We start from the raw sequence: 11,907 nt of genomic DNA, 5'->3' as shown, positions 1-11,907 counted from the left end.
GCCGGCTAGCGGTCGACGCGCGCGCCGCCGCCGCCGGCGAGCTTGAGCACGTCGGCCGTGGTGACCATCGTGGTGTCGCCGGGCGTGGTCATGGCGAGCGCCCCGTGCGCGGCCCCGTACTCGACGGCGGTCTGCAGCGGCTGCCCGTCGAGCAGGCCGTAGATGAGGCCGGACGCGAAGGAGTCGCCGCCGCCCACGCGGTCGAGGATCTCGAGCCGCTCGCGGTGCGTGGCCTGCACGACACCGGTGGACGGGGACCAGGCGAGGGCGCCCCAGTCGTTGACGGAGGCCGACCGGACGGTGCGCATCGTCGTGCCGATGACCGCGAAGTTCGGGTAGGCGGCCGCGGCGGTGGTGATCATGGCGGCGAACTTGTCCACCTCGAGCTCGGAGAGGGTCGCGTCCCCGCCCTCGACCTCGAAGCCGAGCGACGCGGTGAAGTCCTCCTCGTTGCCGATCATCACGTCGATGTACGGCGCGATCTTCCGGTTGACCTCCTGGGCCTTGGCCAGCCCGCCGATCGCCTTCCACAGGCTCGGTCGGTAGTTGAGGTCGTAGGACACGACGGTCCCGTGCCTCTTCGCGGCGGTGACCGCCTCGATCACGGTCTGCGCGGCGGAGTCGCTGAGCGCGGCGAAGATGCCGCCGGTGTGCAGCCAGCGGACGCCGAGCTCGCCGAACAGGTGGTCCCAGTCCACGTCGCCGGGCTTCATCTGCGAGACCGCGGTGTGGCCGCGGTCGGAGACGCCGACGGCGCCGCGCACCCCGAAGCCGCGCTCGGTGAAGTTGAGGCCGTTGCGGACCTCGCGCCCGATGCCGTCGTAGGGCACCCACTGGATGAACGAGGTGTCCAGGCCGCCGGTGAGGACGAGGTCCTCCACCAGGTGCCCGACCTCGTTGTCCGCGAGCGCGGTGACGATCGCGGTGCGCAGCCCGAACGCCCGTCGCAGGCCGCGCGCGACGTTGTACTCCCCGCCGCCCTCCCACACCTGGAACGACCGCGACGTGCGGATGCGGCCCTCACCGGGATCGAGGCGGAGCATGACCTCGCCGAGCGACACCGCGTCGTAGCGGCACTCGGAGGCGGGGCGGAGGGTCAGGTCAGACATTCTGGAGCTCCCTGGTCTGCATCGTCACGAGCGCGATGGCGTCGACGGTGAGTGCGGTGATGGTGTCGAACCTCCCGCCGGCGACGAGCGTGCGCGGGCACATCCACGACCCACCCACCGCGACGACGTTCGGGAGCGCGAGGTACTCGACGAGGTTCTTCGGGCCGATGCCGCCCGTCGGCACGAAGCCGACGTGGCCGAACGGTGCCGCGAGCGCCGCGATCGCCGGAGCGCCGCCGGAGGTGCCGGCCGGGAAGAACTTGACCGTGGTCAGCCCAAGCTCCAGCGCGGCCTGCACCTCGGTCGCGGTGACCGCGCCGGGGAGGGCGAGCACTCCGAGCTCCTGGCAGCGCTCGACGACCGCGCGGCTCAGACCGGGCGAGACGACGTAGCGGGCGCCGGCCGCGACGGCCAGGTCGACCTGGGCGACGGTCAGGACGGTGCCGGCACCGACGAGGATGTCGCCGCGGCCGGCCATCACCCGGATGGACTCCTCGGCAGCAGCGGTGCGGAAGGTGACCTCGGCGACGGGCAGGCCGCCGGCGACCAGGGCTCCGGCGAGCGCGTCCGCGTCGGCCGCGTCGTCGAGCACGACCACCGGCACCAGGCGCGCGGTTCGTAGGGCAGTCAGGACGTCCATGGCGAGACTCGATTCATCGGTGGTGTGCAGCGGGGGAGTGCGGGAGCTCAGCGGGCCATCCAGCCGCCGTCGACGGCGAGGACCTGGCCGTGCACGTAGGCGGAGGCCGCGGAGGCCAGGAAGACGACGACGTTGCCGATGTCCTCCGGCTGACCCCAGCGGCCGGCGGGGATGCGGGCCGAGAGCTGCTCCAGGCGTGCCGGGTCGGCGAGCAGCGCGGCGTTCATCTCGGTGGCCATGTACCCGGGCGCGATCGCGTTGACGTTGACGCCCTTGCTCGACCACTCGTTGCACAGAGCCTTGGTGAGCTGGGCTACGCCGCCCTTGCTCGCGGCGTAGGCGGCCACGGTCAGGCCGCCCTGGAAGCTCAGCAGGGACGCGAGGTTGACGATCTTCCCCTCACCGCGCTCGAGCATCGGCCGGCCGAACAGCTGGCACAGCTGGAACACCGCCCGCAGGTTCACGTCGAGGACGCGGTCCCAGGCGTCGAGGGGGAAGTCGACCGCGGGGTGGCGGTCCTGCGTGCCGGCGTTGTTGACCAGGATGTCCACCCGGTGCTCGGCGAGCACCTGCGCCGCGGTCGTGGCAAGCGCGTCCGCATCGGCCAGGTCGAGGGCGACGAACTCCACCCGTCGGCCGAGCGTCGTGGCGCGCTCGGTGAGGGCACCGGGCAGCCCGCTGCGACCGAAGACGATGACGTCGGCGCCGGCCTCCAGGAGAGCGGTCGAGATGCCGAGGCCGAGGCCGCGCCCGCCCCCGGTGACGGCGGCGGTCCGGCCGTGCAGATCGAACGGCGTGCTCATGAGTCGGCCTTTCCTGGCAGGGGGGTGACCAGGACCTTGAGGCAGTCCTGGCCGGACGCCGCGGCGTCGAGCGCGGCGGCGACGTCGTCGAGCGCGAACGCCCGGGTGGGGAAGCCCTCGAGCAGCCCGTCGGCGATCAGCTCGATCGCACGCGTGACGTCCGCCGAGGTGTAGACGCGCACCCCGACGACCGACTGCTCCTTGAAGCAGACGGCTTGCAGGTCGATCGGGGTCGGCTGCTTGTAGACGCCGACGATGACGATGCGACCCCGCACGCGAGTGGTGGAGGCGAGCTCGGCGGCCACCGTGGGATGAGCGGCGGAGTCGAACGTGGTGTCCGCGCCCTCGCCCCCGGTGAGGGGGATGAGCGTCCTGGCCATGGTCGAGTCCGGTGCGACGACGGTGAACCCGAGCCCGGCGGCGACCTCGCGGCGCCAGGCGCTCGGCTCGGTGACGACCACGTGGGCTGCTCCGGCGTGGCGTGCGACGAGCGCGGTGAGCACGCCGATCGGGCCGGCGCCGTAGACGGCGACGGTGTCGCCGGCCTGCATGCCGGACAGGTCGACGGCGTGCACCGCGACCGCGAGCGGCTCGGCGAGCGTCGCCGTGCGGGGATCGACGCCGTCAGGTACCGCGTGCAGCACCTCGGGCGGGAGCGCGACGAGCTGCGCCATCGCGCCGGGTGCGTCGATGCCGTACAGGCCGAGCCGGCTGCACACGTGCGTCAGCCCGTCCCGGCACGCCTTGCACTCGCCGCAGCTGATCAGCGGCTCGACGACGACCAGCGTGCCCGCCGGGGGGCCGGTGGCTCCCGCCGTCTCGACCCAGCCTGACATCTCGTGGCCCAGGATCAGCGGGGCGGCCGCCCGCGGGTGCATGCCGTGCAGGATGGACAGGTCCGTCCCGCAGATCCCGTCGTAGGCGATCCTCACCAGCGCCCAACCCTCGGGCACCTCGGGGACCGGCACCTGCGTGACCTCGACCGAGTCGGCCGCGAGCCAGCGGGCCGCGGTCATCGTCGCCGGGATCATGCCGCCACCCCGCACGCGCTGTTGCGGCCGGGGGCTCCGAGGACCTCGGGGTTGACGATGTCGCGGGGTGCGCGGCCGGCGCAGACGTCGAGCGCGTTGGCGATCGTGCGGCGCTTGAGCTCGTCGTACGACTCCTCCGTGTACCAGGCCAGGTGCGGGGTGAGCACCACCGAGTCGAACGTGGTGAGCGGGTGCCCCGGCGGGAGCGGCTCGGTCTCGTGCACGTCGATCGCCGCACCGAGGATCGATCCCGTGCGCAGGGCCTCGACCAGCGCGTCGACGTCGACGACGCCCCCGCGGCTGGTGTTCACCAGGATCGCGTCCGACCGCATCCGCGCCAGCTGCGCGGCGCCGATCAGGTGGCGGGTGAGGTCCGTGAGCGGGGTGTGCAACGAGATGACCTGTGCACGTGCGAGGAGCTCGTCCAGGCCGACGGAGGCGAAGCCGTGGAACGACTCGGCGCCCGGTGCGGCGGCGATGTCGTAGCCGATCACCTCGTAGCCGAGACCGGCCGCCTTGCGCGCCGTGGCCGTGCCGATCAGGCCCATCCCGATGACCCCGAACACCCGCCCGCGGGTCTGGAAGAGCGGACGGACCGCCGGCAGGTCGAACGAGCCGGCACGCAGCCCGCGGTCCAGCCGCGGGATGCCACGGGCGGCCGCGAGTGCCAGGCCGATCGCGTGGTCGGAGACCGACTCGGTGCCGTAGTCGGGCACGTTGCACACGGCGATCCCGCGCGCGGTGGCGGCGGCGACGTCGACGGAGTCGACCCCCACGCCGTAGCGGCCGACGACGCGCAGCCGGGGCAGCGCGTCCATGACCTCGGCGGTGATCTGCGCGTACTGCACGAGGATGGCGTCGGCCTCTGCCGCGTGAGCGACCAGCTCGGCGGACGTCCGCGACTGCGTGAGGACCAGCTCGGCACCCGCCGCGTCGGCGATCTCGTGCTCGGCCGCGAACGAGTCGTGGTCGCACTCGGTGATGACGACGCGGGCGTCGGTGACCGTCATCGGGCGAGCCATCCACCGTCGACGGGCAGCGTGATGCCGTGGACGTAGTCCGCGGCGCGGGAGCACAGGAACAGGACCGCACCGGCGATGTCGGCCGCCTCCGCCCAGCGTCCGGCCGGGATGCGGTCGAGGATCGCCTTGCTGCGCTCGGCGTCCGCGCGCAGGTCCGTGGTGTTGGCGGTGGCGACGTACCCGGGGGCGACCGCGTTGACGTTGACGCCCAGGGGCGCCCACTCGTTGGCCAGGGCCTTGGTCAGGCCGGCGACCGCCGACTTGGAGGACGTGTAGCCGGGCACGTTCACGCCGCCCTGGAAGCTCAGCAGCGACGCGGTGTTGACGATCTTGCCGCCGCCGCGCGCGATCATCGATCGACCGACCTCGCGGGACAGGATGAACGTCGAGCGCAGGTTCACGTCGACCACGTAGTCGAAGTCCTCGTCCGTGTGCTCCGCTGCCGGAGCCCGGCGGATGGTCCCGCCGTTGTTGACCAGGACGTCGACGTCCCGACCGGCCAGGTCCGCGGCGAGCGCGGTGACCTGTTCGCGCACCGAGAAGTCGGCCTTCAGCGGGGTGAACGTGCGGCCGAGTCCCTCGACCACGGTCCGGGCCGCGCTCGCGCCCTCGGGCAGGTCGTAGCTGACCGCGACGATGTCGGCGCCCGCTCGCGCCAGCGTCTCGACGATCGCGAGCCCGATGCCCTGGCTGCCGCCGGTCACGACGGCGACCTTCCCCTCGAGGCTGAACAGGCTCTCCGTGTAGCTGGCGATCGTCATAGGGGTCGGGCTCCTTGGGGTGTGGGAGAGTGCGAGACGGGCTGGTGGCCGAGTGCCGCGGAGATCTTCGTGGCCGTGTCGGTGGCCATCGCCGCCATGTCCTCGATCTGCTCGAGCGTGTGCTCGAGCAGCAAGGTCGAGATGCTCACGCCGTACCCGACCCGTCCGGTGTGGTCGCGGACGGGTGCCGCGACGCAGCCGAGGCCCGGGACGTTCTCCTCGCGGTCGAGGGCGTAGCCGGCGCGGCGGACCGCGTCGATCTCGACCTGCAGGGCCGCGAGCGTGGTGATCGTGTGCGGCGTGCGGGCAGGCAGGCCGGCTCGGGCGGAGAACCGGGCGAGCTCCTCGTCGGACCGGTCGGCGAGCACGACCTTGCCGACGCCCGTCGAGTGCATCGGGACGGCGAGGCCCACCCGCGAGGGCATCACGTACGGCTTGTCGGGGTCGGCGCGGATCAGGTAGACGATCTCGTCGCCGTTGACCGCACCGAGGTGCACGGTGCACTGCGTCGCCGCCACCAGGTCGTCGACGAACGGGCGGGCGATCGCCGAGATGTCGATGCGGGAGAGCGCCCGGCCGGCGAGGGACAGGATCTTCGGGCCGGGCAGGTAGCTGCCGTCCGCCGCGACGGCGATGAACTGCCGGTCCGCGAGCGTGCTGAGGATCCGGTGCGTCGTCGCCTTCGCCAGCCCGGTGGCCTGCACCACCTCGGTGAACCGCGAGTGCGTGAGTGCCGCCTCCAGCACGAGCAGCGTCTTCTCGCTCGCGCTCGCCCCTGCACTCGTCCTGGTCCCGGTCGTCGTCGTCACGTTCCGTCTCTCCTTCGTCGTCGGTCGTCGTGCGTGGGGTCAGCGCAGGTCGGTGATGGGGAAGCCGTCCATGTCGTCGAACGACTGGTTCTCCCCGGCCATGGCCCAGACGAACGAGTAGCTCGCGGAGCCGACGCCCGAGTGCACGGACCAGCTCGGGGAGATCACGGCCTCGCGGTCGCCGACCACGACGTGCCGGCTCTCGGTCGGTTCGCCCATGAGGTGGATGACGCGCGCGTCGGACGGGAGGTCGAAGTACAGGTAGCACTCGGTCCGGCGGTCGTGCGTGTGCGCCGGCAGCGTGTTCCACATGCTGCCGGGGTGCAGCCGGGTGACGCCCATGACCACCTGGCAGCTGCGGACGCCCTGCTCGTGGATGTACTGGTTCAGTGTGCGGCGGTTCGAGGTGAGGGGGTCGCCGAGCTCGCGCTGGGTGCCCTGGCCGGCCTCGACGAGCGTCGTGGGGTAGGCGGTGTGGGCCGGCGCCGAGATCAGGTAGAAGCCCGCCGGACCCTCGTCCCCGTCCACGTCCGTCGACTCGAACGACACGACCTGCGCACCGCGGCCGATGTACAGGCAGGAGCCCTTGGTCAGCTCGTGCTTCGTTCCGTCCACCGAGATGGTCCCGGTGCCGCCGACGTTGACGACGCCCGCCTCGCGGTGGTCGAAGAAGTGGTCGGAGCGGATCTCCGGGAAGGAGCCCAGCTCGAGCGCGGTGCCGACGGGGCTGATGCCCGCGAGCACGATCCGGTCGTGGTGGGTGTAGACGGCCTTCACCTCACCCGGGACGAACAGGTCCTGGACCAGGTATCGGCGGCGGAGCTCGGCGGTGTCCATTCCGGGCACGTGCTCCGGGCTCGTGGCGTAGCGCTGGTCCATGGAAGGCCTCTCAAGGTTGATCGGGGGTCGAGGGCCGTGCCGGGTGCGGATCGTCGACCTGCACCCGGCACGGGCCGTGCTGCTAGGCGTCCTCTTCGAGCAGCAGGTCGCGGTCGACCGTCTCGGGGGCGAACAGGGTGGTGACGAACGTGATGCCCATGATCACGACCATGTAGACCGCGACGGGCCACCAGGAGCCCGTGGCCCAGGTGATGAGCGCGGCGCAGATGAACGGTGCGAGACCGCCGCCGAAGACGGAGGAGAACTCGCGCCCGAGGGCGACACCGGCGTAGCGGTACCGGGAGCCGAAGAGCTCGGGGAAGTACGCGGCCTGGACGCCGACGGTGGCCTGCGAGGCGATCATGAAGCCGACGACGATGACCAGGCAGATCAGGACGAGGTTGCCGGTGTTGAGGATGAGGAACGCCGGGACCGCGAAGAGCATGAGGAACCCGGTGACGATCAGGTACATCCGCTTGCGCCCGAACCGGTCGGACAGGATGCCGAACACGACGGCGGAGACGCAGGCGCACAGGGCACCGAGGAGCAGGAACTTCGGGATGAGCTTGGAGTCGACGTCGAGGTAGTTGATCAGGTAGGCGCCGATGAAGACCTGGAAGACGTACGAGTGCGAGTTCGCGCCGATGTTCATGAAGAACACGCGGGCGAGGTGCTTCTTGCCGTGCTTCCACACGTCGACGACGGGCGAGTCCTTCTTGGCGGCCTCGATCGCGCCCTCGGCCTTGAGCTCCTCGAAGACCGGGGACTCCTTGACCTTGCGACGGATCACGTAGGCGGCGATCGTCACGAAGATCGAGCTGAAGAAGACGAGACGCCAGCCGTAGGACAGCAGGGCCTCCTCCGGCATCATCTGCACGAGGATCCACACGACGGCGCCCATGGCCGCACCGGCGGCCGCGCCCACGAACACCAGCGACGAGAACCGGCCGCGCTTGCCCTTGGGGGCGGTCTCCGTCAGCAGCACGATGCCGCTCGCCTGTTCGGCGCCCGCGCCGAAGCCCTGCAGGAACCGGGCCATGAGCAGCAGGATCGGGGACCAGATCCCCACGACCGCGTAGGTGGGCAGCAGGCCGATCGCGAACGTCGCGGTGCCCATGAGGAACAGCGTGGCGACCATGACGAACTTGCGGCCGAGGCGGTCGCCGTACTTGGAGAAGAACAGTCCACCGAGCGGGCGTGCGCCGAAGCCGACGAACAGCACGCCGAACGACGCGAGCATCCCGGAGATCGGGTCCATGTCGGAGAAGAAGATCTTGCTGAAGATGATCGCCGACGCGGTGCCGAAGATCGTGAAGTCGAAGTTCTCGAGCGCGGTCCCGATGCCACCGGCCCAGGCTGCTCGGCGCAGGTTCTTCTGATCGACGGGGGGAAGGACGCCGTCCGCGGTCGCGGGCGGTGGCAGGACGATGTTTCCGGTCACAGGACACCTGTCTCATGGGAGCTCGCACGCCCTGCCGTCATCGGCCGGGCTGGAGACTCGGGGCGCGAGCAAGGTGCCCGCGGTCGCGCAGATCGAGACAGCCTTGTCTCGCGTCTAGCTGGCACTCCTTGTTCGGCTCACGACGTGAGCGCGTTCCCGGGGGGATCCTCGATGGAGGCTCGGGGCACTGGTGCTGCGCGATTCCGGAGTGCTGGTCTGTATGGAACTCAGTTCCGGTACGTGGAACAACGTAGAGCGGGCTTTCCACGGAACCAGGGGTCGAAGGTCCTGTTCGTCCGATCCGATCCGGTCCAGCGCCGACCCTGCTGATCCCGGAGGTGGGTCGCATCGGTTCGCCATTGACCGACCACTCCGACGGCCACCCCGCACATCCCGCGATGTGAGAAGCCGTCCCGATCGTTGACATCGTCGCGCTCGGAGCCGACCCTCCTGCGCGGGTCAGGAGCTCCGCCGTCTGGCTCGGCAGGCGGAGCAGCAACCCTCCGACGTGTGGGGTGCTCCCGAGCAAGACCCGGCCAGCCTGGACGGCGGGCGAACGTCGACCCCCAGGGATCAGCCATGTCCGTCGATCTCCTCCCGTCCACCGTCTCCGCGAGGTACGGCGGCGCGGCGCCCACCGACGTCGCCACCTCGGCCCCGTCCTGCCGTACGAGCAGCAGCAGGACGTCCTGCGCCGGTTCGCCGGGGAGGTCGTGCCGCTGGTCCGTGCCGAGGTGTCGACCACGCTGTGGGGCCCCGACGACCCCGGGCGCGCACGCGGGCTCGCGGCGGCGGACGCGTCTCTCGTCGGCGTCGGCGGCGGGACTACCCTGACCAGATGACCACCTCGCTCGAGCAGCCCGTGCACGACGCCGTCGAGACGCCCGACGTCGTCGCACAGGTTCGGGCGGTCGCGGAACGGGCCAAGGTCGCGTCCCGCGCGCTCGCCACGGCTACCCGGGCCACCAAGGACGCGGCCCTGCGCGGCATGGCGGACGCCCTCGTGGCGGCCACCCCCGAGATCGTCGCGGCCAACGCGGTCGACCTCGAGCGCGGCCGGAGCAACGGCACCTCCGCGGGCCTGCTGGACCGCCTCGCGCTGACACCGGAGCGCATCGTGGGCATCGCCGACGCCCTGCGTGAGCTCGCCGCCCTGCCCGACCCGGTGGGTGAGGTGGTCCGCGGCTCCACGTTGCCCAACGGCCTGCGCATGAGGCAGGTGCGCGTCCCGATGGGCGTGGTCGGCATGATCTACGAGGCGCGTCCGAACGTGACCGTCGACGCCGCGGGGCTGGCGCTCAAGAGCGGCAACGCCGTCATCCTGCGGGGCGGCTCGGCCGCGGCCGCGAGCAACGAGGTCATCGTCGAGGTGCTGTCGAGGGCGCTCGTCGCACAGCGGCTCCCCGGTGCGCTCGTGCAGTCGATCGACGCCTGGGGTCGCGAGGGCGCGGTCGCCCTCATGCACGCCCGCGGGCTGGTCGACCTGCTGGTGCCCCGCGGGGGAGCGGACCTGATCCAGACCGTCGTGCGCGAGTCCACCGTGCCCGTCGTCGAGACCGGCGTGGGCAACGTGCACGTCTACGTCGACGAGACCGCGGACCTCGCTGTCGCCATCCCGATCCTGCTCAACTCCAAGACCCAGCGCGTCGGCGTCTGCAACGCCGCCGAGACGCTGCTGGTGCACCAGGCCGTCGCCGACGAGTTCCTCCCGGTCGCCATCGCCATGCTGGCCGACGCGGGCGTCACCATCCACGGCGACGAGACCACCCTCGCGCTCGCCCCCGACGAGGCCGACTGCGTGCCGGCCACGGACGAGGACTGGGCCACCGAGTACCTGTCGCTCGACCTCGCCGTCCGGGTGGTCGACTCGCTCGACGAGGCCCTCGAGCACATCCGCGAGTGGAGCTCGGGCCACACCGAGGCGATCATCACGCAGGACCTGGCGTCCTCGGAGCGGTTCGTGGCCGAGGTGGACTCCGCGGCGGTCATGGTGAACGCCTCCACGCGGTTCACCGACGGCGGCCAGCTGGGCCTCGGCGMGGAGATCGGCATCTCCACCCAGAAGCTCCACGCCCGCGGGCCGATGGGCCTCGGCGAGCTCACGACGACCAAGTGGATCGTGCACGGCGACGGGCACGTCCGACCCTGATGCCACAGTCCCGCGTGCGACACTGTTCGCTCCCGCCCACCCCTGGAGGAATGTCGTGCATGCTGCCCTGATCGCCGCGGCTGAGGCCGCCGAGCACACCAACGAGCTGCCGTTCCCGCCCGTGGTGTTCGGTATCGGAGCGTTCGTCGGTCTCGTCGCCATGCTGCTCATCACGTTCGCCTTCCGCAGCGTCGGGACGCGCCACTGACCGACGTACCGAGAGGGACCGGACCGATGACGGAGCCGCCGCACAGGACACGCCTGGGCGTGATGGGCGGCACGTTCGACCCCATCCATCACGGTCACCTGGTGGCCGCGAGCGAGGTGGCCGCACGGTTCGATCTCGACGAGGTCGTCTTCGTCCCGACGGGGCGGCCGACGTTCAAGCTCCACCAGGACGTCACCGTGCCCGAGCACCGGTACCTCATGACCGTGATCGCGACGGCGTCGAACCCGAGATTCACCGTGAGCCGGGTCGATGTGGACAGGTCAGGTGTGACGTACACCGTGGATACGCTGCGCGACCTCAAGACGGCACGCCCGGACGCCGAACTCTTCTTCATCACAGGTGCGGACGCCATCGCGCAGATCGTGACGTGGAAGGATGCCGAGGAGCTCTTCTCGATGGCGCAGTTCGTGGCGGTCACCCGTCCCGGGCACGCGTTGTCGGTCGACGGGCTTCCCGCCGATCGAGTCCACGTCTTGGAGGTCCCCGCCCTGGCGATCTCCTCGACCGACGTCCGCGCACGTGAGCGCGCCGGGCAGCCGGTCTGGTACCTCGTCCCTGACGGGGTCGTCCAGTACATCGCCAAGCACAGGTTGTATCGAGGTCAGTCATGAGTGAACCGGGAGAGCGGCGGCGCCGCCGCGAGCTCCATCGCAACCCCGAGACGGGCGACGTCGCGGGTGCCGCACCCGACGCCGGGTCCGCGGCCGGTCCGGCGTCCCCGGGTGGTGCGAGCGCCGGTCAGGTCTCCCGCCGCGCGATGCGTGGTCAGGGCGGCGACGACACGCCTCCCCGCGGGACCGCGCCCGCACCGACGACCGACGCCAGCCGCTCCCGCCGCTCCATCCGCGACACCGCGCTCGACCCCACGAGCGCCCGGCCGGGCACGGCAGGCACCGGAACCCCAGCATGGTCGGCGGCCGCACCGAACCCGGCACCCAGCCGCCCTGCCGCACCGGCCGCAGCACCGCCGCGGCAGTCTCCGCCGGCCGGCGCCCCCGCACGGCCCGCCGCCGCTCCACGGCCCGCCGCCGCTC

General features: G+C 71.5%; 12 protein-coding genes, 1 pseudogene and 1 riboswitch. Of the genes and pseudogenes, 4 read left to right on the top strand and 9 right to left on the bottom strand.

Features of this window, described 5'->3' with window-relative positions; genetic code table 11:
• Positions 1–5: 5 nt before the first annotated feature.
• The 9 genes from AC1DXT_RS19760 to AC1DXT_RS19720 all read right to left on the bottom strand — a co-directional run bounded on the left by AC1DXT_RS19760 (position 6) and on the right by AC1DXT_RS19720 (position 8,495).
• Positions 6–1,109 carry a sugar kinase gene (locus AC1DXT_RS19760; RefSeq protein ID WP_477062995.1) on the bottom strand — a complete coding sequence of 368 codons (1,104 nt, stop codon included), beginning with the start codon at positions 1,107–1,109 and terminating at the stop codon, positions 6–8.
• A complete protein-coding gene (eda, locus tag AC1DXT_RS19755) occupies positions 1,102–1,749 on the bottom strand; it encodes a bifunctional 4-hydroxy-2-oxoglutarate aldolase/2-dehydro-3-deoxy-phosphogluconate aldolase (protein WP_477062994.1) in 648 nt (215 codons plus the stop codon). The genes AC1DXT_RS19760 and eda overlap by 8 nt, the downstream gene beginning before the upstream one ends.
• Positions 1,750–1,796: 47 nt before the next feature.
• The gene (locus tag AC1DXT_RS19750; RefSeq protein ID WP_477062993.1) at positions 1,797–2,552 is read right to left on the bottom strand and encodes an SDR family oxidoreductase; all 756 of its coding nucleotides are present in this window, start codon (positions 2,550–2,552) and stop codon (positions 1,797–1,799) included.
• Positions 2,549–3,583, bottom strand: a complete 1,035-nt coding sequence (locus AC1DXT_RS19745; RefSeq protein WP_477062992.1) for a zinc-dependent alcohol dehydrogenase — start codon at positions 3,581–3,583, stop codon at positions 2,549–2,551. Before AC1DXT_RS19745 ends, AC1DXT_RS19750 begins: the two co-directional genes overlap by 4 nt.
• Entirely contained in the window at positions 3,580–4,593 is a 1,014-nt protein-coding gene (locus AC1DXT_RS19740; RefSeq protein WP_477062991.1) for a C-terminal binding protein, read from the bottom strand. The genes AC1DXT_RS19745 and AC1DXT_RS19740 overlap by 4 nt, the downstream gene beginning before the upstream one ends.
• A complete protein-coding gene (locus AC1DXT_RS19735) occupies positions 4,590–5,366 on the bottom strand; it encodes an SDR family oxidoreductase (RefSeq protein WP_477062990.1) in 777 nt (258 codons plus the stop codon). Before AC1DXT_RS19735 ends, AC1DXT_RS19740 begins: the two co-directional genes overlap by 4 nt.
• Entirely contained in the window at positions 5,363–6,175 is an 813-nt protein-coding gene (locus tag AC1DXT_RS19730; RefSeq protein ID WP_477062989.1) for an IclR family transcriptional regulator, read from the bottom strand. Before AC1DXT_RS19730 ends, AC1DXT_RS19735 begins: the two co-directional genes overlap by 4 nt.
• Positions 6,176–6,214: 39 nt before the next feature.
• A complete protein-coding gene (gene kduI / locus AC1DXT_RS19725) occupies positions 6,215–7,054 on the bottom strand; it encodes a 5-dehydro-4-deoxy-D-glucuronate isomerase (protein WP_477062988.1) in 840 nt (279 codons plus the stop codon).
• An 82-nt stretch (positions 7,055–7,136) separates the two neighbouring features.
• Entirely contained in the window at positions 7,137–8,495 is a 1,359-nt protein-coding gene (locus AC1DXT_RS19720) for an MFS transporter (protein ID WP_477062987.1), read from the bottom strand.
• 457 nt (positions 8,496–8,952) lie between these two features.
• Positions 8,953–9,060, top strand: a riboswitch (SAM riboswitch).
• Positions 9,061–9,333: 273 nt separating this feature from the next.
• Here AC1DXT_RS19720 and AC1DXT_RS19715 point away from each other — a divergent pair.
• From AC1DXT_RS19715 to AC1DXT_RS19700, 4 genes and pseudogenes are all read left to right on the top strand, one after another.
• On the top strand, positions 9,334–10,644 hold the full coding sequence (locus AC1DXT_RS19715) for a glutamate-5-semialdehyde dehydrogenase (RefSeq protein WP_477062986.1): 1,311 nt from the start codon (positions 9,334–9,336) through the stop codon (positions 10,642–10,644).
• A 55-nt stretch (positions 10,645–10,699) separates the two neighbouring features.
• A complete protein-coding gene (locus AC1DXT_RS19710) occupies positions 10,700–10,852 on the top strand; it encodes a hypothetical protein (RefSeq protein WP_186814759.1) in 153 nt (50 codons plus the stop codon).
• A gap of 26 nt (positions 10,853–10,878) precedes the next feature.
• Complete coding sequence (gene nadD / locus AC1DXT_RS19705) at positions 10,879–11,484, top strand: nicotinate-nucleotide adenylyltransferase (RefSeq protein WP_477062985.1); 606 nt, start codon at positions 10,879–10,881, stop codon at positions 11,482–11,484.
• Positions 11,481–11,907: pseudogene (locus tag AC1DXT_RS19700) on the top strand (hypothetical protein); the annotation flags it as partial. The gene nadD and the pseudogene AC1DXT_RS19700, both read left to right, overlap by 4 nt.

This window comes from Cellulomonas sp. P1_G12_2, from assembly GCF_056405535.1.
This window is presented reverse-complemented; position numbering and strand designations above follow the sequence as displayed.

What these genes read in the sequence shown, in the direction of transcription:
- AC1DXT_RS19760 (WP_477062995.1), bottom strand. Translation starts at nt 1,109, where the DNA reads ATGTCTGACCTGACCCTCCGCCCCGCCTCCGAGTGCCGCTACGACGCG.
- eda (WP_477062994.1), bottom strand. Translation starts at nt 1,749, where the DNA reads ATGGACGTCCTGACTGCCCTACGAACCGCGCGCCTGGTGCCGGTGGTC.
- AC1DXT_RS19750 (WP_477062993.1), bottom strand. Translation starts at nt 2,552, where the DNA reads ATGAGCACGCCGTTCGATCTGCACGGCCGGACCGCCGCCGTCACCGGG.
- AC1DXT_RS19745 (WP_477062992.1), bottom strand. Translation starts at nt 3,583, where the DNA reads ATGATCCCGGCGACGATGACCGCGGCCCGCTGGCTCGCGGCCGACTCG.
- AC1DXT_RS19740 (WP_477062991.1), bottom strand. Translation starts at nt 4,593, where the DNA reads ATGACGGTCACCGACGCCCGCGTCGTCATCACCGAGTGCGACCACGAC.
- AC1DXT_RS19735 (WP_477062990.1), bottom strand. Translation starts at nt 5,366, where the DNA reads ATGACGATCGCCAGCTACACGGAGAGCCTGTTCAGCCTCGAGGGGAAG.
- kduI (WP_477062988.1), bottom strand. Translation starts at nt 7,054, where the DNA reads ATGGACCAGCGCTACGCCACGAGCCCGGAGCACGTGCCCGGAATGGAC.
- nadD (WP_477062985.1), top strand. Translation starts at nt 10,879, where the DNA reads ATGACGGAGCCGCCGCACAGGACACGCCTGGGCGTGATGGGCGGCACG.